Here is a 19,383-nt window from a genome sequence, read left to right as displayed (position 1 = left end):
CTATGTCTGTACACCAACAGCCGGAACTCAAAGCGGCCATCCTAGCTCTTCCAAACAAGGAAAAAGACAAGCTACTAATCCGATTAATCAATAAAGATAAGTTGCTGATAAAAAAGCTTCATTTCGAGCTACTGGAAGACGAGGCGGATTTGCAACTGCGTGTTGATAATTTGAGAGACCAATTGAGAGAGCTCTTCGCTAACGCGGCCAAGTTATTGACAAATAAAAATAGCTTAAGTAATATCATAGCCCTAAACAAGCTGGTACGCCAGACGAACGGTATGGTGAATGAGCATGAGAAGATCACCAAAGACAAAGTAAGTGAATTAGAATTTCGATTATTGATATTGGAGGAGGCACTCACACGATTTGCCCATATCATTGACCAGGATCATCTGCACGCTAGCCACAAGCTACACCAGTATTTGGCGGCACGAATAAAATTCGCTTATGGCAAATGGCAGAAGCTGCATGAAGATCTCCGGTTTGACTTTCGGGAAGATCTGCAAATGATCATTTCTACTGCATACGAAAGTCCGCTTGCATCCTATTTGAGATATCATCACATTCCTGAAAATATTGAATAATTTCACCTCAAAGCGAAAAAAAACTATTTTTTACCTCTCACCTGTAGTGTTTTGACTACATAGTTTAAAAAAAAGAGGGTTTTGTCTCAATTGATCAATATATTTGCATGGGATTGGTCACCGATGTATTTCAAGGTTTTTTGAAAACCAAGTTCTCATGAGTGATCATAAAAAATAGTGCACCATACCAAAACATCCATTAGCAATGAAATATACATTCATTTTAATCATGGGAATTGTGACTTCCATGTCCGCTTCAGCCCAAACTTATGAGATTCGTCGTGACACAACGACTATTGTACACGATGATAAATACAAAGTAGAAACCAACCGTTTTTTTCAAAACTGGTTTATCGGTGTTGGAGCCGGTGCGCAGATTTATTACGGTGACCACAACAAGCAAATGGAGCTTGGGGATCGTATCACTCCTGCTTTTGAAGCGTACTTAGGTAAATGGTTTACACCAGGTATTGGTGTGCGTTTAGGTGCTAACGGATTTAAAGCAAATGGCCTTACTCAAAATGGCAGCTATGTTGTTGGCCCGTATGATAAGCTTCCGTGGGAAGGTTATGAGCTTGAGAGACAAGAATTGAATTTCATTCATCTTCATGGAGATGTGTTATTTAATCTATCAAATCTACTTGGCGGATACCGCGATAATCGTTTTTACGAAATCAGCCCATATGCTGGATTGGGTTTAATGATAATGACTAAATATGCCGATGAAAATCCTGGCAGTGGTAGAGAAGTAAGTGCAAGCATCGGTGTATTAAATACCTTTCGCTTGAGTCCTGCATTTCATCTTACCTTAGATGTTCGCGGATCGATGGTCGGAGATCGTTTTGATGGTGAGGTTGGAAACCGCTTAGAAGACGGATTAGGAAGCGCTACTCTTGGCATTAGATACAATTTTGGAAAGAAAAGAGATTGGGATAAGCCAAAAACTACCATCATCAAATATAACGAAGAAGATCTTAGCGCATTACGTAGCGCAGTTAACAAATTGGCTCAAGATAATAATCATTTGAGAAAGCAGTTGGCTGAAGCTAAAAATAGCACAATTACCGAAGTACAGATCGAGCGCAACATGCTTGTAGCTCCGATCTTGGTAACCTTCCAAATCAACAAAAGTATCGTAAGCAATGAAGCTCGAGTAAACCTAAGTTTCTTTGCTGATATGATTAAAGAAGGTGATCCTAACATCAAATATAGCATTACTGGATACGCTGATAAAGGTACTGGTACTGCGAAAATCAATGAACGCCTAAGTAGAGAACGCGCAGAAGCGATATACAATGTCCTTGTTAGAGAATTCAACGTATCTCCTTCTCAATTAGTAAAAGAATACAAAGGTGGTGTAGATAATATGTACTATGATGACCCTCGATTGAGCCGTGCAGTAATTGTTATAGCAGACTAACTGTATTTCATCAATACAACTACTTTAAATAGCCGGTGTCGATCATTCGACACCGGCTATTTTTGTTATCTTTAGTGCATTAATTAACCGAAACTACATATGTTAAAAACAGTTTTACCTTTTATAATTCTTTTAGTGGGTCAAACTTTTTCCTCACATGCGCAAGAGGAAACACTGCTGCTACGAAACCCGAGTATTAGCGACAAACACATTTCTTTCGTGTATGGAGGAGATATTTGGCTGGCCGACAAAAATGGAAACAACGCCCGTCGTCTTACCGTAAATCCCGGCGTGGAGCAGAATCCTATATTTTCTCCTGATGGCTCTCAAGTAGCCTTCACAGGCAATTATGATGGGAATACTGACGTGTACGTTGTACCTATTCAAGGAGGTGAACCACGCCGTGTAACGCATCATCCTGCTGCTGATGTTTTGCGAGGATGGTTAAATAATAATGAAGTTTATTTTACGACATCTCGAGAGTTCACCTATTCTCTTGGATCGCGTTTATATAAGTCGGACATCAACAAAGGCGTAGATCGGCCATTGAACATGCCTGAAGCTTATCAAGGATCACCTTCGGCGGATGGCCGATATTGGGCATATATCAAAAACGGAGATCCGACTGAGCGGGATCGTGTAGCTTTCAAACGATACCGAGGAGGTGGTATGCCGTCGATTTGGATATTTGATTCGAAAACCCATCAGGTAGAGATCGTGCCTGGCGAAAACTGCAATGACGTAAAACCAGTGTGGTTAGGAGATTATGTATATTTCTTATCAGACCGTGAAAAGACAGTCAATATATTCAGCTACCATGTGAAGACGAAAAAAGTAGAGAAAATAACAAATTTCTCCGATTATGATGTTCGTTCTTTGCAAGGAAAAAACCATGAATTGGTTTTTGAATACAATGGCAAGATCAACCTGTTGAATACAAGTTCCAAATCTGTCACTCCTTTAACCATTGAGATCTATCCCGATGCACTGTATACCCGTCCTCATTACGTGAAGATGAAAGATGGCATCCGCGGGTGGAATATCTCTCCTACCGGTCAGCGTGTATTATTCGAGGCGCGGGGCGAGATATTTTCGATTCCAAAAGAGAAAGGCGATGCGAGAAATCTATCTAACTCTCCTGGTACGCATGAACGCTTTCCAGCTTGGTCACCAGATGGAAAGTGGATTTCGTTTATTTCCGACAAAAATGGGAAATATCAATTAGTACTGCGTGACCAGAAAGCTGAAAAAGACCCAATCTATATGGATCTGGGTGAAACTGCTTTTTACTTTCAACCCACTTGGTCGCCAGATAGCAAGAAACTTTTCTATAATGATGCGCATTTGAATTTGTATTACATCGATATCGACACCAAATCGCGTGTGAAAGTAGATGATGATTATTTAGCTTCGCATACTGGCCGTACATACAACCACTTTCAACCGAGCTGGTCTAGCGATTCCAAATGGATCTCCTATATCAAGGCTTTATCAAATGGCGTCACTGCAGTATTCATGTACAATCTCGAGTCCAAGAAAACGCAGCAAATCACCGATGGCATGAGCGCAGTACGTCAACCAATATTTACGCGTGATGGTAAATATCTTATTTTCCAAGCTAGCACTAATACCGGACTGACAAATTCGGGCTTGCATATGACCGCATATGATCGTAGTCCAGCGTTCAACACGTATGCTTTTATCCTTTCAAGTGACACACCTACGATCTTCAAAAACGAAAGTGATGAAGAGACGGTAAAAACAGATTCAGCTAGCAACGACACCAGCAAGAAGGGCAATACGGATAAAAAAGATTCTAAAGACAAAGAAAAGGATAGTAAAACTGCAACGAATAAAGATATAAAGGTCGATTTTGTACAGATCAATAATCGTATCATAGCGCTAGACATCTCCCCGGGAGTTGGCCAGCTAAGTGGCTTGGTCGACAACATGTTGATATACACACGCGGCCGTAGTATTTTCTCCTACGATCTTAATAAACTCGAAGAAAAGAGCCTGATTGACAATGCCTATAACTTCGTGATAAGTGCTGATGGCAAAAAAATGGTTTATTACAATACAGGCGGATATTATATGGTAGATGCTGGTAAAAAGCCAAGCGGGACTCCGGAAAAATTAAAAATCGATGAGGTACAACAGCTCGTCGATCCTAAAGCAGAATGGGATCAGGTATTCAATGAAGTTTGGGCGATGCAGAAAGAGTTTTTCTACGTCGAGAATATGCATGGTGTGGACTGGGATGCGATGAAAATTAAATATGCTAAATTCTTACCTTATGTAAACCATCGCGCAGATCTTGGATATCTGCTTAACGAGATGATGGGTGAGATGGTAGTTGGCCATAATTATATCTATCCGGGCGATGAGCCGTCTACGCCATCTGTATCTGCTGGTGTGTTGGGGGCTGATTATGAGATCTCGAATAACTACTATCGCATTGCGAAAATCTATACGCGTATGGATTGGAATCCGTCATTCAAGGCGCCGTTAGCAGAACCAGGATTGCATGTCAAGGAAGGTGATTATATATTAGCTGTAAACGGAAAGGATCTGACAGCAGATATAGATATTTACAGCTTATTCGATCACACGGTAAACAAACAAGTGACGCTCAAAATAAACTCCAAAGCGTCCAAGGATGGTGCACGCGATGTCATTGTAAAACCAATCTCCTACGCGAACGAAGTAAGCTTGCGCCGGCAGAACTGGGTGGAGCAAAATCGCCAAAAAGTAGATGCAGCGAGTAACGGACAGATTGCTTATGTATACATGCCTAATACGGGACGTGAAGGTTATGATTCTTTCAACCGATATTACTTCTCGCAAATGGACAAAAAAGCCTTGTTGCTGGATGAGCGAAATAACGGCGGCGGATCTGTAGCTGATTATGTAATTGATTTGCTTTCTCGCGAACTGATCTCAGGCTGGGGAATCCGTGATGGCAAAAGCTTTACGACTCCGGGAAATGGCATTTATGGACCAAAAGCGATGATCATTAATGAGAATGCGGGATCTGGTGGCGATATGATGCCATATATGTTCCGTTTCAAAGGTCTGGGAAAATTAGTAGGCCGTACTACGATGGGTATTTTGGTCGGGATCTCGGGTTATCCGCCACTGCTGGATGGCGGAAGCATTACCTCTCCTAACTTCGGTGTATTCGACCTAAAAGGAAATTACATCATTGAAAATGAAGGAGTCGCACCAGATATTTTTGTGGAGCAAATGCCAAAAGACTTATTGGAAGGAAAAGATCCACAACTAGATCGTACCATCAAGCTATTACTCGAGGAAATGAAAACCTATCCTTATCAAGAAATGAAAAAACCGGCGGATCCAGTTCGGGTCAATTAAGCTTTGATGTTTTTTTGATTTGCTACAGGGCTGCCTACATAAGTAAGCAGCCCTTTTTATGAAAGATTTTGTCTATTTTCGGATTATGCAACCACTCAAATCGCCAAACAATTCACCTGGTATTTCTCTTGTCATTCTATTTGGATTGGTACTGCTTTGTTCCTTCTCTTTACAGCTAATCGCGCTACTAGGATATGCTGCACTATTTACAAACGAGGGCGATCTGCTTCATAATGTACAGCATACGATGGCATTTGGAAGTGGTAGTAGCACTGGATTTATGTATACCATGCTCGCCACTAGCAGCATATCAACTTTTTTATTACCGCCCATCATCTTACAATTTATAGAGAGAAATAGCGCGATTGAATACCTGCCTATGTCAGGCCGCACGCCAGCACTGTTTTTCGGATTGGCAGTCATATTCTTAATTACTTTTAGTCCCGCACTAAATCTTATCGGTGAATGGAACAGGGCGATGCAACTTCCCGAAAGCTGGAATGCCGTAGAAGAATGGATGCGACTGAAGGAGGATGAAATGGCATTACTTACTAGCAATCTGGTGATGAGCGATTCACTTTCAAGATTAGCATTAAACCTTCTGACGATTGCCGTATTACCTGCCATCGCCGAAGAATTTTTCTTCCGCGGAGCTATACAAAACATTCTGGGACGCTGGATCGCAAACCAACATGTGGTCGTTTGGATTACGGCCATCGTTTTTTCCGCGATCCATGTTCAGTTTTTTGGTTTTTTTCCTAGACTGCTTTTAGGTGCCATCTTTGGCTATATGTTGTTACTAACACGGAATATATGGATTCCGATTTTAGCCCATTTTGTCAACAATGCGACCGTCGTGATTGTTGCTTTCTTCTACACCAAAAAAGGTTATACTTATCAGCAGTTGATGACAGAGGATACTTATCACCTCAGCCTTTATTTTGTGAGTTTAATTGCGAGTGTCGCAGTAGGTTGGTATTTTTATAGGCAATCAACAAAACTAAAACTCAAACTATGGAACCAGGCTGGGTAAAAATAAACACGTATAGCATTGTGGTGGAGGCCGAGATTGTAAGACAGATGCTCATCGAGAATGATATTCCGGCTGTCGTGGTCAACAAACAAGATGTATATGTCCGATTTGGCAACGTAGAGCTGTACGTGCAGCAAGAAAATGAAACTGCCGCCTTAGAACTGATTGATCAACAATCCAATAATCCTGTAGATTAATGCTTAAACGTGCCATCACGGGAGCGGTATTCATTGCTGTATTAATAGGATCCGCACTATCTGGAGCTACTTTTTTCACTATTTTCTTTTCTGCAATCGGTGTATGGTGTTTGTACGAATTTTTTGGTATGGTGCGCCAGCAGCAAGACGTGATTCCGGTTACCACCGTCGGAATTTTGACCGCCATATTCTTAGGTGCTGTTTTGGCAATGCATCATCTACAAGCACTGCCACTGCGTTATGCGGCACTCCTTATTCCCTTTATTGGTCTAATTTTTATATTCCCACTTTATCGCGGCAATGCTAAACCATTCCACGACATTTCGTATACATTGACTGGGATTTTGTATACGTCCTTTCCATTTTTCTGCTTTGTAGCACTAGGTTTTATCCGCGGAAGCTATCAGGCACATATTCCGCTTGGCTTCCTGTATATGTTATGGAGTAATGATACCGGCGCTTATTTGGTTGGTCGCAGCATCGGTCGCACTAAACTATTTGAACGTATTTCTCCGAACAAAACTTGGGAAGGATTTGTTGGTGGTGTTGTTTTGGCTATGGTTGTTGCCGCTTTATTATCGCACTTCTATACCGTGTTGCCGCTTTGGCAATGGCTTACGATGGGATTCATGATCGGTACGTTAGGCACTTTGGGAGATCTGGTCGAGTCGATGCTGAAACGCACATTAGGCGTGAAAGATTCAGGCAATATCCTTCCTGGACATGGAGGGCTATTAGACCGCTTTGACGGCTTGCTAATTGCCGCGCCATTAGTCTGGATATTTTTACTATTAGTATAATATGACAACGCTTATTTATCCTGCCACTTTTGCCTTCTTGGCAGAATTGGCAGAAAACAACAATCGGGAATGGTTCCAAGAAAACAAAGCGCGTTACGATGCTGCGCAGCAGAATATGAAGGAATTTGTACAAGCTCTTATTGCGCGTCTTTCTGAAGTAGATCCACATATCCATCAGGATATCAGCCCGGCCAAATGCTTATTTAGAATATATCGCGACGTTCGCTTTTCGAAAAATAAAGCGCCATACAAAACTTGGTTAGCAGCTGGTATATCTGTTGATGGAAGGAAGTTGGATGGCCCAGAGTATTACATTCACATCGAACCCAACAAGATTTTTCTGGCAGTCGGTTATTGGCGACCAAATAAAATTCATCTGGATTTAATCCGCCAGGAGATTGATTATAATGCCGAAGAACTGCATACCGCATTGGCAAAAGGGCAGTGGAATTGGACCGATTTAGGAACAGAAGATAAGTTGGTTAGGCCGCCGGCAGGATACGAGGCCGATCATCCACATATCGATATACTCAAGCTGAAAAGTTTTACGCTGAGTAGCGAAGTGCCCCAAAAAACGATGGAAAGCAAAGATGCACTAGAAGAAGTAGTGAAGATTTACTCATCTTGCCTACCGTTCAAAAATTATATTCATCAAGCGATCGATCAATAGGGAAAGCTTATCTTGCCCATACAGACGGCTGGTGCGCCCGCAATATGTGCTACATTGGCTGGTGCTCCGACAATCGTTTCGTTTGCCAGTACAGCAAATAAAGCAGCTTCTTTAGCATCGGGATTAAACGCAATCTCCTCAAATGATTTTACACCTTGATTGGTTAGTCCTTTCCGAATTCCGTCAACCAAATATGGATTGTGCAAACCGCCGCCACTGATATAAATTGTGACGTAGTCAATCTGTTGAGTTACACGCCTGATGCCATCGACAATACTATTAATCGTTAATTGTGCCAGCGTAGCTAGTATATCAGCATGATCGAAGTTTGTTGCTTCTACTTGTTCCATAGCTTGGTCTAATAATGACAAATTGAACAATTCTGGGCCAGTTGTTTTCGGAAAATCGTGCTTTAGAAACGGTGTTTCGAGCAGCACTTTTAAAAGTTCATCGTGAACTACACCCCGACGTGCTAATTCACCATCACGATCCATCTCTTCATCCAAATGCTTCTGCATATACTGATTCATCAAGGTATTTCCAGGCCCTAAATCGGTCGCATAAGCAGATAATCCGGAAGATTTCTTCGGAAGAAAGGTGAAGTTGGCCATGCCGCCGATATTTAATAAGACGCGATGCTCTTCTTCGGAAGTGTATAATAAAGCATCGCCATAAACGACTAATGGCGCGCCATCGCCGCCTACGGCAACATGTTTTTGTCGAAAGTCGGAAACAGTGATAATTCCGGTTTTCACCGCGATATGATCGCCATCTCCGATCTGTAATGTACTGTTCAGTTGATGACAATGGCTACTTTTTGGCGCATGAAATACCGTTTGTCCGTGACTTGCGATGAGGTCAATATCATCGCTCATCAATCCCCAAGAGGTCATGCTCGAAAGTACGAGATCGGCATGTACTTGTGCTACCTTCACATGCAGCGTACTCCAAAGCAAGTGATCTACTTGTTTCTGCGCAAATATTTGTTTCACCTCATCACGAAACTTGGCAGAATAGTACGCTGTAGTAAAGTTTAACAAGCGAAGTTGCGTATTTGTACCGCTGCCTGAGATCTGACATAACGCGATATCCAATCCGTCGAGCGACGTACCAGACATTAAACCGATGATCAATCGCTCTTTCTTTTGAGCGATCTGGTAAAGCTTTTCGATCTGCGTATTCATTCAAATAAAGTTACACTTAACTTTTGGATTGTCGACCGATAATGATAAATTTGAAAAAACTATAGAGAAATAATGAATTTTCCAGCAGATTTAAAGTATACAAAAGATCACGAATGGGTTCGTGTGGAAGGTGATGAAGCCGTTATCGGTATTACGGATTTTGCACAACGTGAATTGGGCGATATCGTTTTTGTAGACATCAGCAGTGTTGGCGAAGAGGTAGCAGCGAATGAGGTTTTTGGAACAATTGAGGCGGTGAAAACGGTTTCTGATTTGTTTATGCCTGTTCAGGGAACGGTACTCTCTGTGAATGAAGCTATTGACGCTTCTCCAGAATTGGTAAATAATGATGCTTACGAAGCTGGATGGATTATTCGTGTTAAATTAAGTAATCCAGAAGATGTAAATAGTTTATTATCTGCTGAAGAGTATAAAGCAGAAGTAACTTCTTAAGAACCGATTAATCGGTTTATTATAAAACAAGAGAGAGCGGCATCTTCAGATGCCGCTCTCTTTATGTTTATAAATATCGTGCTGCTTATTGCTTTTCCATTACGGTCTTATTCGTAATCGAAGCACCTTGTGCATCTACCTTCGACGTAACCTCTGACTTCACGACTACGAACGTAGTTGGGTCGTACAAGTTGTATCCACTTGCGGTGATACTCATGGCACCAGCTTCTTCTACAGGTTCAGACTCTAGATTAATTCGAATTAAATCGCCCTCTTTACCAGCATAGGTCAATTTATAATTCAATTCTACTCCCAACTGCTCATTTGGTACAGACATCGACCAGCTTTCTCCTTCTGCAACGGGCTGCTCCGGAAAACTTGCCGCACTAAACATCGACTTAATATCACCTATTCCAGCAAATGCTTCTGCATCTGCTACATCAATTACCTCAGCGCGATCATTGATTTTGACATGGATATCTTTCTTCAATAACGGAGCAAACTGCTCACCCATCTGTTGCGAAACAGGGTTGCTATCATCCGGATTCTCCGAATCATACGACATCATCATCATTTGCATATTCATGTCCATTTTGATAGACTCGATCTGTGATACGATATTGAATACTTGGTCGGCTCCTTTGTCTTTCGCAGTTTGTGTCATGACCATATTGATATCCATAATCATAGACTGCTCTCCTTCTATATCCATATTCATAGCCGTACTATAGACTAATTTTTCTCCGATAGGAGGATTATATCGAAAGGATACTTTTTCCTGCGCCTGCACGCCTAGCGCTACGGCTAGAAACAAACAAACACTTAATTTTAATTTCTTCATGTTGAATTACTAAGTACTTATAATAGTTAAATATAGCAATTATGGATGGTATTTTCACTAAAAAAGGAAACCTCCATGTTTTCTGCATGGAGGTTCCAAATTATGTTATGTAAAGTCTTACTTTTTGATGTAAGATACTTCTTTAATTGCTTTTACGACTTTCGTGATGCTTGGAAGCGAGGCTTCTACCAAAGTAGGCGCATAGCCCAAAGGCACATCGGCGGAAGTAACACGTGTAACAGGCGCATCTAAATAATCAAATGCATCTTTCTGCACGCGGAATGTGATTTCTGAAGAAATCGATGCCAAAGGCCATGCTTCTTCTACCACGACTAATCTGTTCGTTTTCTTAACAGAATTAATAATCGCTTCGAAGTCAATCGGTCTTACGGTACGTAAATCGATCAACTCTACGCTGATACCTTCTTTTTCTAATTCTTCTACTGCAGGAATTACTACACGTGGAACCATTTTACCGAAAGAAACTACCGTTACATCAGTACCTTCTTTAACCACTTTAGCTTTTCCGATCTCGATGTAGTATTCTTCCTCAGGCACCTCGCCTTTATCGCCATACATCACCTCAGATTCCATAAAGATTACTGGATCTGGATCGATGATCGAAGATTTCAATAAACCTTTTGCATCATAAGGATTAGAAGGAACTACTACCTTCAATCCTGGTGTATTAGCATACCAGTTTTCAAAGTTTTGGGAGTGTTGTGCCGCCAATTGACCAGCATTACCAGTCGCACCGCGGAATACGATCGGACAAGAAAATTGTCCGCCACTCATCTGGTGAATCTTTGCTGCTGCATTGATTACCTGATCTATAGCTACTAGGGAGAAGTTAAACGTCATGAATTCAACGATTGGCTTCAAGCCGTTCATCGCCGCACCCACGCTGATACCTGCAAAACCAAGCTCTGCAATTGGCGTATCAATTACACGTTTAGCACCGAATTCGTCGAGCATACCTTGACTTACTTTATAAGCGCCATTATACTCTGCGACTTCCTCGCCCATTAAAAATATCGTTTCATCTTTGCGCATCTCTTCGTTCATTGCTTCACGAAGCGCTTCTCTGAATTGTATTTCTCTCATCAGTATTAGTGAATAGTCTGTTTTTCCATGGCAAAGCTACTACAATTTATCGAATTATGGTAGTGGGATTCAAGTATTTTACTTCATCAACGCTGCTGCGAAATTAAGTATCCGCGCAACCATTCGTGTAGCTTTTGAATCGCTTGTGGTATATCCCAAAGACTTGTATCTCTAGGCTCTACATAATTGGAAATCGCACGAACCTGTATCACAGGTGTGTTTCTTTTATGCGCAGCATGCAGTACAGCTGCGCCTTCCATCGATTCAATGGTGAGATTTTCAGCCAACCGCTTACGAATGGCTTCGATAGCGATGGCATTACCATGCACTGTATTGACGGTGATGCCATGTACTTGCCGCAAACCAGTTGGCGCGATAGTGCCGGCGATTGAATTCGAAAAAAATAAGGATTGGCCAAACCCCATTTCTTCTATGGAGAGGAATTCTTCTCGGTTTTGAGCTCCCAGCTCGATGAATTGATCTTGCGTCACTTCGACCACACTGCCAAGTGGTAGATCTGGAGAGAAAGATCCGGCAATGCCTACATTTAGTAGCAAGTCATATTTCTTTGTAGCTAGCCTTTCGCCCAAAGCGAATGCGGTTTCGACCATACCGACACCTGTAATCAGTACGTCGATCTCCAGCTCCTGCAAAATGGGTAAAGACGGTTTTATCTCTCGCTCTGTGGCCGCGACAATTAATATCTCCATATGAAATTTCGGTAATAACGAACAGACAAAGTAACTGTTTTTTGATGTATATTTGGCATATGGTCTATATCACACGTCGCGAACGTTTTAGTGCTGCGCATAGGCTTTTTCGGGCTGATTGGTCAGACGAAGAAAATTTGCGCGTATTCGGCAACTGCTCCAACCCACATTGGCACGGCCACAATTACGAGCTATTTGTTACCGTAAAGGGTGATATCAATCCTGCGACGGGTTTTGTAATGGATCTCAAGCAGATGAAGGCAATAATTCACGAATTTGTGATTCGACACGTGGACCATAAAAACATCAATCTTGAGGTCGCTTTTATGAAAGGTAAAATGGCTTCAACCGAGGTGATCGCACAATCCATATTTGAAGTACTAAAACCTCCTTTCGATCAGGAAAATGTAATCTTACACTCTGTGAGGCTACACGAAACAGAAAATAACTATGCCGAGTATTTCGGCACAAATACCCCAATAAAATAATTGACATGAACAATTTGCACCATTTGGATGACGACGACGACGAAGTGGAAGGATACCGCAAAATCGATCAATACAACACCAAAGACGTGGAACGTATCGCAGCGCATTATACAGATATATTGGATGCTTTGGGTGAAAAACCAGCTCGCGAAGGACTCATAAAAACACCCGAACGAGTGGCAAAAGCGTTGCAGTATTTGACGCACGGCTACAATGTGAACGCTGCAGGACTATTGCGCAGTGCCATGTTTGAGGAAGAATATAGTCAAATGGTCGTCGTGAAAGATATCGAAGTGTATTCTATGTGTGAGCATCATATGCTTCCGTTTTTTGGAAAAGCACATATTGCCTACATTCCAGATGGCCATATTGTTGGTCTTAGTAAGATTCCCCGCGTTGTGGATGCCTTTGCCAGAAGACTGCAAGTACAAGAACGCCTAACCAACGAGATTAGAGACTGTATTCAAGAAACTTTGCAGCCGAGAGGCGTAGCGGTTGTAATGGAATGTAAACACATGTGTATGGCGATGCGTGGCATCCAAAAACAAAACTCAGTTACAACAACATCGGCCTTTACCGGTGAATTTCAAAATGATGTTACCCGGTCAGAATTCCTACGTCTGATCACTGCATCATTAGATTAAAAATAGTTGAATATCCGATCAGGTTTGCCTACGGCAGACCTGATTTTGTTACCTACCCACCCTTCACAAAACGCTGCACAACAGTCGATTAACAATTTTTAACTTGTCTATGTGGCGGGAATAAGTATATTTGTCGCGATGAATATGCCTGATGAGAAATATAGCGAGTACCTAGAAAGCACCTGTGATCAGGAGCCAATATTACTTCAAAAAATCAATCGGGAAACGTATTTAAAGGAGACAAAGGCACACATGCTATCTGGTCATTTTCAAGGTCGGGTACTTTCCATGTTAAGCAAGTTAATCGCTCCGAAGCAGATTTTGGAGATTGGCACATTTACCGGATACGCGACATTGGCTTTAGCAGAAGGTTTGCAAGCAGAAGGTATTATTCATACGATTGACATTGATGAGGAACTGCAAGAGCGAGTGCAACACTATTTTGAGCAGTCCGAGCAACGACATCAAATTTGTTATCATTTAGGTGATGCGGTAGATGTGATCCCCACTATTGAAGGGCAATTTGATCTCGTTTTTATCGACGCCGATAAAAAACGAAACAAAATCTACTATGAGATGGTTATAGACAGGATTCCTTCTGGTGGATTGATTCTGGTGGATAATGTGTTGTGGAAAGGTCGTGTATTAGATGATACACCCGACAGTCAGACGAGACAAATTTTAGAATTAAATACATTTTTAGCGGCAGATCAACGTGTTGAAAAATTGATCTTGCCCATTAGAGACGGGCTTTTTGTATTACGCAAAAAGTGATGGTTGAACCAAAAAAAGCACTATGTTAAAAAACTGGATGAAGGTACTAAGTGTACTTTTTGTCATGTTAACAATCGGCACATCTTTGTGTACTGCACAGAAAAAATACACACCGACGAGTTATCTGGAAAAACACAGCAAAGCTGCTAAGCAGCTGATGAGAGAGACGGGAGTACCAGCTTCTGTTATCTTAGCAATCGCAATTCACGAAAGCGCTTATGGCAATAGTCGAATTGCTACGTACCTAAATAATCATTTTGGCATCAAAGGCAAAAACAGCAGTAAAAAGATTAGGTCTGCTTACAAAGGTTACGATTCTACACTCGCCTCCTACCGCGATTTCGTAGAGCTACTACAACGAAAAAAATCCACACAACCCCTTTTCTTAAAACACGATTCAGAAGATTATCAATCTTGGATAAAAGGAATCGCCCGATCAGGATACTCTACATCAGGAGATTGGTCTCGCAAAGTTTTGGCAACTATCGATCGTTACGATTTAGATCAATATGACGAAAAATCGTCCCTTAACTAAATAAACCCTCGTACATAATCAGGCAACATTTTTCTTCGATTGAGCAGTGGGATATAAGTTTGGATTTATTATGTTATTTAGCATTTTCCTGATCTTCACGAGCTGTAGCTCAAGAAGATCAGGAACCTTGCGCTCCTCCAAGAAATACCCCTCGACAACTACTAATAGACCCAACTCGAACAATAAACCCGTAGGACAAACCTACGGCAGTAGCCACTCCTACATTGATCGCTACAAGGCCATTGCGATTGCTGAGATGAACCAATATGGTATCCCGGCTAGTATCAAACTAGCTCAAGCATTGTTGGAATCGGGCAACGGCAACAGCTATTTAGCAACACAAGCTAACAATCATTTCGGAATAAAATGTGGAGGCGTTTGGAAAGGTCGTCGTATTTCACGCCCTGATGACGGCCCAAATGATTGTTTCCGAGTATACAATAACCCTGATGATTCCTTTAGAGATCATTCGCAGTTTTTGCTCCGCAAAAGATACGAAGCACTTTTTACCCTCCGGAAAGACGATTACAAAGGTTGGGCACACGGACTTAAGAAGGCTGGCTATGCAACAAATCCTCGTTACGCCTATCTGCTTATCGATCTTATAGAACGATACGATTTACAGCAATACGACAGAGCAGAAAGCTACGTTGAACAAGAAAGACGTGAGGTAGAGGTCGAAGATATCATTAGAGAGAAAGAAGTATCAGAAGAAATTGCGACACCAGAGGAAGTTAAGAAACCAGTAGCCATGATTATCTATCAGGTAAAGGCCAATGATACACTTTATAGTATCGGTCAGCAATATGGCCTCTCGGTCGCCGAACTAATCCAAATCAATGCGTTGGAAGATGAAAATCTAGCCGTCGGACAGCTTATCATTGTATCCAAATAAGGCAACATCTTCAAAAAGATGTTAAATATTAGTAATCTTCTGTGTGAACATGTAGTTTTATAGCAGTGAACCTATCCTTCTATATCATCGCATTTTGCCTAGCAACTCTACCTTTTTACTTGCAAGGTCAGGTTCGCTTGGAGGGCATCGTATATGATAAAGAATCCAAGGATCGATTAGGAAGAGTACAAATCTACAATACCCGAACTCATCAACGAATTTTCAATAATGCCAAGGGCGAGTTCCGTATAGACGTGGAACCTACCGACACGCTAGTCTTTTTAAAAGATGGTTTTCTTAGTGATACACTCGCAGTACCCCGCAAACAAATCTTGGTGCACTCGATGTTGCGAGATTTTCGGTATATTGAGACGGTAAAAGTAAATGCTCGTCGATCTCCAATTGAGATTTATGAAGAATCAAAACGAGAGTATCACGACGCATATAAGTTGGCTGATCCAGGATCTTTGATTAGCGTAGGACCAACCGGAGCTGGACTAAGTATTAATGCAATATATAACTTGCTAAGTAAAGAAGGTCGCAATGCTCGTAGATTTACCGCTTACATGCAGCAAGTCTATGAAGATAATGTGGTTGATTCTATATTTACGCCCGATCTGGTGCACAATTTACTTGGGCTTGAAGGCGAGCAGTTGCAAAATTTTATGATTCGATATCGGCCGTCCTATGCTTTTGCCACGCGAGCAAGTCATTATCAATTGACACAATACATAAAAAGTAAATACAATATGTTTAAAATATTGCCAGATTTGCGACCTTTGCCAGTACTACCTAAGGTAGACTTTGATGTAAAACAAGATAATTAAGTATGAAACAGGTAATTTGCTTAGTTGCGCTAGCTATGTTTGTAGGTATGGGGAATGCCGCCAAAGCGCAAGATTTAAAAGATCTTCGTGCTCGGCCAGACACCAGTATCGTCGATAGCCGTACGACAAAACCATTAAGCATTCGCAATGTAAAAGTACCTATTCCAGAATTGGGTTTATCTGTAGATTACTGGAAACACTGGACAAAAATCGGATTCAACCTTAACCAAGCTTCATTTAGTGAATCTTGGCGTGACGGTGGTGTCAATTCCATGGCATGGGCAACTACTGCATGGCATAAGTCGGAATACAACCGTAATGACTTTAACTTCACCACTGAATTTGATTTACGATATGGTGTGTTAGCCAATCAGGATCAACGCGCAAGGAAAAATGTTGACCGTATTCTTTGGGATAATAAGTTGGCCTATAAGTTTTCTAGTAATTGGTCTGTATTTACTTCTGTTTCATTCGAATCCATCTTCGCCCCAGGGTATGAAAATCCAGCCGCGGAAGATCGAGGTCTGATTAATACCCGGTTTATGTCACCAGGCTATTTAACAGAATCACTGGGTTTGGAATATAAGCCAGACAACACCTTTTCCCTACGTTTTGGTACAGGTTCTGCTAGACAGACTTTCGTACTAGACTCTGATATTCCGCCAAATGGACAGAGAGATGGTGTAGATACTCGTTTTGGCGTGCTACCTGGCCGAACTGTACGAAACGAACTCGGTTTTCAATTACTAGCAAATTTGGATCGAGATTTAACAAAAAATCTCCATATAAAATCTAGATATATGTTATTGGCAGATTATACCGAGGTAACCAATCCGGATCATCGATTGGATGTTACATTGACTGCTAAAGTCACGAGTTTTATTAGTGTAACTGCCAATGGAACAATGGTATACGATAGAACATGGAAGCCTGACCCGGATCGTGGTGCTCCAATGCAATACAGTCAAGCATTGGCAATGGGTGTATTATTTAATTTCCCAAGACAATAAAGGATTGGTTTTCCCAGGACTAGATAGACAAGATTGAAGGATAAGTTCAAAATGATGAAATTTAAATGGCTTGCGTGTGGAATGATTTTGTTAGCAGCGATTACGCAAAGCTGTTCTAGCTCCAAGAAAAAAACTAAAGCAATCGTTTCTCCAGCGGTAGTAACGGCAGCACCTTCTTCTGAGTCGATCGTGATCGATATTGAAGAGCCGCGCGTAGCGGAAAACAATACCGCTGTCGCACAGTCGCAGACCACTGCAATACCAAACACGCCGTTTGAAAATATCTCCCAACCAGTATCCACACCAGAGCGAGAGGTAGCAGAATTGCATGCAACTGGTATTCAACGCAATTATGACTTTGCCCCCACCATACATTACGATCTACGCAAGCCTCAATTTGTGATGATCCATCATACTTCACAAAACAGCATTGCGCAAACCATCAGAACCTTTCAATTAGCGCACACACAAGTAAGCAGTCACTATGTGATCGGTCGAGACGGGCAAGTTGTACAAATGCTTAATGATTATCAGCGTGCTTGGCACGCCGGAGCCGGAAAATGGGGAAATATCACTGATATGAACTCCGTATCAATCGGAATAGAATTGGATAATAATGGCAGCGAGCCCTTTCCAGATTTGCAGATCAATGCTTTGTTGATTTTGTTGAACAATCTCAAAAGCAAATACCGTATTCCGCAAACCAACTTTATTGGACATTCTGATTATGCTCCCGGTCGTAAAGATGATCCAAGCACCTACTTTCCATGGGAAACCTTGGCCGACCGCGGATTTGGAATTTGGTACAATGCCAATTACCTTGCACCTCCACCAGCGACATTCAACAGCACCGACGCCTTGCGTATTATTGGTTATGATACTTCAAATCTGCGTACTGCGGTGCGTTCTTTTAAAAAGAAGTATATCCGTACCGATCTATCTTCAGAACTAACACCCTACGACATCATGGTTCTGTATGATTTGTACCGCAAATTTTATTAGCAAATATTTTCTCTAAATACTGTTAGCTGGTTCGCGTTCATATAATTCTGGACGGAATCGAAAAGATGGCGTCATCCAGTATAGCAATACGACACGCGAATAACGGTAATTAAAAGGCGCTAAGATAATAACCGCTGCACAAGCCACAATTAAGTATAACCACGGTGACTCTGCATTGCCCGTAATTACATAAGTGGCTACGCAAGAAGCAATGAGCTGTGCCACCACAAAAACGTAGCTCACATACATTGCTACGTAAAAATATCCGGGTTCTTTCTCAAACACAAGCTCACAATGTGGGCATACAGCTCGCATTTGCCGAGCAGAACTGCTAAAGCTAAAAATTGACCCCTCAAACATATTTCCGCGACGACAGCGCGGACATTTGCAATTCCATGCACTTTCAATAATACTGGGAAACTTTGTTTCGGTTGTATTCTTCATAGCAATTCTCCTTTTCAGCACTGCGCTATCTCACAAATTTATTATAAGACTCGCTCATTCCTCAAATATACCACTTAAAGTAGTATCGTGGTGATAGGCTACGAACTTTCAGATCAATTCGGATCTCGTAATAACTTCCTATGATAGCGCACGCCTATTAACGAAACTGGCATAAATCAGCCCATGTTATATCATTCTCTTAAATAAAAACTATTTTCGTTGCATTTTTTAAACAAAATACTATATTTACATTACGAAACAGATAATACAAATATAAAAATACAACTAACTAACCATGTTGTTAACATCGCGTGATGCTTCGGCAAAACGTACAAAGGAGTCTGCCATTGAGTACGACTCCTTTGGTATTTTTAGGCCGTTCAACTGCGT

The 19,383-nt window shown here is 41.5% G+C and carries 21 protein-coding genes; 16 read left to right on the top strand and 5 right to left on the bottom strand.

Translation table 11 applies throughout. The annotated features are described in order from the left end of the window. Positions 1–2 precede the first annotated feature (2 nt). The 7 genes from A0125_RS07875 (at position 3) to A0125_RS07845 (ending at position 8,082) form a co-directional block, all read left to right on the top strand. Positions 3–587: a hypothetical protein gene (locus tag A0125_RS07875; RefSeq protein WP_066754381.1), complete on the top strand. Its 585-nt coding sequence runs from the start codon at positions 3–5 to the stop codon at positions 585–587. A gap of 205 nt (positions 588–792) precedes the next feature. Beyond that, the gene (locus A0125_RS07870; protein WP_066754379.1) at positions 793–2,007 is read left to right on the top strand and encodes an OmpA family protein; all 1,215 of its coding nucleotides are present in this window, start codon (positions 793–795) and stop codon (positions 2,005–2,007) included. Positions 2,008–2,106: 99 nt separating this feature from the next. Then, positions 2,107–5,382: a S41 family peptidase gene (locus tag A0125_RS07865; protein WP_066754377.1), complete on the top strand. Its 3,276-nt coding sequence runs from the start codon at positions 2,107–2,109 to the stop codon at positions 5,380–5,382. A gap of 58 nt (positions 5,383–5,440) precedes the next feature. After that, positions 5,441–6,415, top strand: coding sequence for a CPBP family intramembrane glutamic endopeptidase (locus A0125_RS07860; RefSeq protein WP_082784964.1), 975 nt, complete (start codon positions 5,441–5,443; stop codon positions 6,413–6,415). Next, a complete protein-coding gene (locus A0125_RS07855; RefSeq protein WP_066754373.1) occupies positions 6,397–6,612 on the top strand; it encodes a DUF2007 domain-containing protein in 216 nt (71 codons plus the stop codon). Before A0125_RS07860 ends, A0125_RS07855 begins: the two co-directional genes overlap by 19 nt. After that, positions 6,612–7,412, top strand: a complete 801-nt coding sequence (locus A0125_RS07850) for a phosphatidate cytidylyltransferase (protein ID WP_066754371.1) — start codon at positions 6,612–6,614, stop codon at positions 7,410–7,412. The genes A0125_RS07855 and A0125_RS07850 overlap by 1 nt, the downstream gene beginning before the upstream one ends. A gap of 1 nt (position 7,413) precedes the next feature. Continuing rightward, positions 7,414–8,082, top strand: a complete 669-nt coding sequence (locus tag A0125_RS07845) for a DUF2461 domain-containing protein (protein ID WP_066754369.1) — start codon at positions 7,414–7,416, stop codon at positions 8,080–8,082. On the opposite strand, the gene A0125_RS07840 is transcribed toward A0125_RS07845, so the two are convergent. Continuing rightward, a complete protein-coding gene (locus tag A0125_RS07840; protein WP_066754367.1) occupies positions 8,076–9,266 on the bottom strand; it encodes an anhydro-N-acetylmuramic acid kinase in 1,191 nt (396 codons plus the stop codon). The two genes, A0125_RS07845 and A0125_RS07840, sit on opposite strands and share 7 nt — an antisense overlap. Positions 9,267–9,338: 72 nt before the next feature. On the opposite strand from A0125_RS07840, the gene gcvH reads away from it, so the two are divergent. After that, positions 9,339–9,719 carry a glycine cleavage system protein GcvH gene (gcvH, locus tag A0125_RS07835; RefSeq protein ID WP_066754365.1) on the top strand — a complete coding sequence of 127 codons (381 nt, stop codon included), beginning with the start codon at positions 9,339–9,341 and terminating at the stop codon, positions 9,717–9,719. 85 nt (positions 9,720–9,804) lie between these two features. On the opposite strand, the gene A0125_RS07830 is transcribed toward gcvH, so the two are convergent. From A0125_RS07830 to mqnB, 3 genes are all read right to left on the bottom strand, one after another. Beyond that, the gene (locus tag A0125_RS07830; RefSeq protein WP_066754364.1) at positions 9,805–10,560 is read right to left on the bottom strand and encodes a DUF6263 family protein; all 756 of its coding nucleotides are present in this window, start codon (positions 10,558–10,560) and stop codon (positions 9,805–9,807) included. A gap of 117 nt (positions 10,561–10,677) precedes the next feature. Beyond that, positions 10,678–11,664 carry a pyruvate dehydrogenase complex E1 component subunit beta gene (locus A0125_RS07825; protein WP_066754363.1) on the bottom strand — a complete coding sequence of 329 codons (987 nt, stop codon included), beginning with the start codon at positions 11,662–11,664 and terminating at the stop codon, positions 10,678–10,680. Positions 11,665–11,750: 86 nt separating this feature from the next. Continuing rightward, complete coding sequence (gene mqnB / locus A0125_RS07820) at positions 11,751–12,374, bottom strand: futalosine hydrolase (RefSeq protein WP_066754361.1); 624 nt, start codon at positions 12,372–12,374, stop codon at positions 11,751–11,753. A gap of 59 nt (positions 12,375–12,433) precedes the next feature. Here mqnB and A0125_RS07815 point away from each other — a divergent pair, with 59 nt between their 5' ends. From A0125_RS07815 to A0125_RS07780, 8 genes are all read left to right on the top strand, one after another. Then, complete coding sequence (locus A0125_RS07815; protein ID WP_066754359.1) at positions 12,434–12,862, top strand: 6-pyruvoyl trahydropterin synthase family protein; 429 nt, start codon at positions 12,434–12,436, stop codon at positions 12,860–12,862. A 5-nt stretch (positions 12,863–12,867) separates the two neighbouring features. After that, on the top strand, positions 12,868–13,506 hold the full coding sequence (gene folE / locus A0125_RS07810) for a GTP cyclohydrolase I FolE (RefSeq protein WP_066754357.1): 639 nt from the start codon (positions 12,868–12,870) through the stop codon (positions 13,504–13,506). A 138-nt stretch (positions 13,507–13,644) separates the two neighbouring features. Then, the gene (locus A0125_RS07805; protein ID WP_066754355.1) at positions 13,645–14,280 is read left to right on the top strand and encodes an O-methyltransferase; all 636 of its coding nucleotides are present in this window, start codon (positions 13,645–13,647) and stop codon (positions 14,278–14,280) included. A gap of 37 nt (positions 14,281–14,317) precedes the next feature. Next, positions 14,318–14,815, top strand: a complete 498-nt coding sequence (locus tag A0125_RS07800; RefSeq protein WP_231863179.1) for a glucosaminidase domain-containing protein — start codon at positions 14,318–14,320, stop codon at positions 14,813–14,815. Between the two features lie 70 nt (positions 14,816–14,885). Beyond that, positions 14,886–15,710: a glucosaminidase domain-containing protein gene (locus A0125_RS07795; RefSeq protein WP_066754349.1), complete on the top strand. Its 825-nt coding sequence runs from the start codon at positions 14,886–14,888 to the stop codon at positions 15,708–15,710. Positions 15,711–15,775: 65 nt separating this feature from the next. After that, positions 15,776–16,537 (top strand): hypothetical protein, encoded by a 762-nt coding sequence (locus tag A0125_RS07790; protein WP_156472480.1) that lies wholly within the window; start codon positions 15,776–15,778, stop codon positions 16,535–16,537. 2 nt (positions 16,538–16,539) lie between these two features. After that, positions 16,540–17,547: a DUF3078 domain-containing protein gene (locus A0125_RS07785; RefSeq protein ID WP_066754346.1), complete on the top strand. Its 1,008-nt coding sequence runs from the start codon at positions 16,540–16,542 to the stop codon at positions 17,545–17,547. A gap of 51 nt (positions 17,548–17,598) precedes the next feature. Beyond that, on the top strand, positions 17,599–18,549 hold the full coding sequence (locus tag A0125_RS07780) for an N-acetylmuramoyl-L-alanine amidase (protein ID WP_231863178.1): 951 nt from the start codon (positions 17,599–17,601) through the stop codon (positions 18,547–18,549). Positions 18,550–18,561: 12 nt separating this feature from the next. Here A0125_RS07780 and A0125_RS07775 read toward each other — a convergent pair whose 3' ends face one another. Beyond that, complete coding sequence (locus A0125_RS07775; protein WP_066754342.1) at positions 18,562–18,993, bottom strand: DUF983 domain-containing protein; 432 nt, start codon at positions 18,991–18,993, stop codon at positions 18,562–18,564. Between the last annotated feature and the right edge of the window lie 390 nt (positions 18,994–19,383).

The sequence above is a fragment of the Sphingobacterium populi genome (genome assembly GCF_001586775.1).
Classification (GTDB): Bacteria; Bacteroidota; Bacteroidia; order Sphingobacteriales; family Sphingobacteriaceae; genus Sphingobacterium; species Sphingobacterium populi.
The sequence above is the reverse complement of the archived record's forward strand: the minus strand, read 5'-3'. Positions and strand labels throughout refer to the sequence as shown.

What these genes read in the sequence shown, in the direction of transcription:
- mqnB (WP_066754361.1), bottom strand. Translation starts at nt 12,374, where the DNA reads ATGGAGATATTAATTGTCGCGGCCACAGAGCGAGAGATAAAACCGTCT.
- A0125_RS07870 (WP_066754379.1), top strand. Translation starts at nt 793, where the DNA reads ATGAAATATACATTCATTTTAATCATGGGAATTGTGACTTCCATGTCC.
- A0125_RS07780 (WP_231863178.1), top strand. Translation starts at nt 17,599, where the DNA reads ATGATGAAATTTAAATGGCTTGCGTGTGGAATGATTTTGTTAGCAGCG.
- A0125_RS07825 (WP_066754363.1), bottom strand. Translation starts at nt 11,664, where the DNA reads ATGAGAGAAATACAATTCAGAGAAGCGCTTCGTGAAGCAATGAACGAA.
- A0125_RS07830 (WP_066754364.1), bottom strand. Translation starts at nt 10,560, where the DNA reads ATGAAGAAATTAAAATTAAGTGTTTGTTTGTTTCTAGCCGTAGCGCTA.
- A0125_RS07840 (WP_066754367.1), bottom strand. Translation starts at nt 9,266, where the DNA reads ATGAATACGCAGATCGAAAAGCTTTACCAGATCGCTCAAAAGAAAGAG.
- A0125_RS07775 (WP_066754342.1), bottom strand. Translation starts at nt 18,993, where the DNA reads ATGAAGAATACAACCGAAACAAAGTTTCCCAGTATTATTGAAAGTGCA.
- A0125_RS07795 (WP_066754349.1), top strand. Translation starts at nt 14,886, where the DNA reads ATGTTATTTAGCATTTTCCTGATCTTCACGAGCTGTAGCTCAAGAAGA.
- A0125_RS07845 (WP_066754369.1), top strand. Translation starts at nt 7,414, where the DNA reads ATGACAACGCTTATTTATCCTGCCACTTTTGCCTTCTTGGCAGAATTG.
- gcvH (WP_066754365.1), top strand. Translation starts at nt 9,339, where the DNA reads ATGAATTTTCCAGCAGATTTAAAGTATACAAAAGATCACGAATGGGTT.
- A0125_RS07855 (WP_066754373.1), top strand. Translation starts at nt 6,397, where the DNA reads ATGGAACCAGGCTGGGTAAAAATAAACACGTATAGCATTGTGGTGGAG.
- folE (WP_066754357.1), top strand. Translation starts at nt 12,868, where the DNA reads ATGAACAATTTGCACCATTTGGATGACGACGACGACGAAGTGGAAGGA.
- A0125_RS07800 (WP_231863179.1), top strand. Translation starts at nt 14,318, where the DNA reads ATGAAGGTACTAAGTGTACTTTTTGTCATGTTAACAATCGGCACATCT.
- A0125_RS07865 (WP_066754377.1), top strand. Translation starts at nt 2,107, where the DNA reads ATGTTAAAAACAGTTTTACCTTTTATAATTCTTTTAGTGGGTCAAACT.
- A0125_RS07815 (WP_066754359.1), top strand. Translation starts at nt 12,434, where the DNA reads ATGGTCTATATCACACGTCGCGAACGTTTTAGTGCTGCGCATAGGCTT.
- A0125_RS07875 (WP_066754381.1), top strand. Translation starts at nt 3, where the DNA reads ATGTCTGTACACCAACAGCCGGAACTCAAAGCGGCCATCCTAGCTCTT.
- A0125_RS07785 (WP_066754346.1), top strand. Translation starts at nt 16,540, where the DNA reads ATGAAACAGGTAATTTGCTTAGTTGCGCTAGCTATGTTTGTAGGTATG.
- A0125_RS07805 (WP_066754355.1), top strand. Translation starts at nt 13,645, where the DNA reads ATGAATATGCCTGATGAGAAATATAGCGAGTACCTAGAAAGCACCTGT.
- A0125_RS07850 (WP_066754371.1), top strand. Translation starts at nt 6,612, where the DNA reads ATGCTTAAACGTGCCATCACGGGAGCGGTATTCATTGCTGTATTAATA.
- A0125_RS07860 (WP_082784964.1), top strand. Translation starts at nt 5,441, where the DNA reads ATGAAAGATTTTGTCTATTTTCGGATTATGCAACCACTCAAATCGCCA.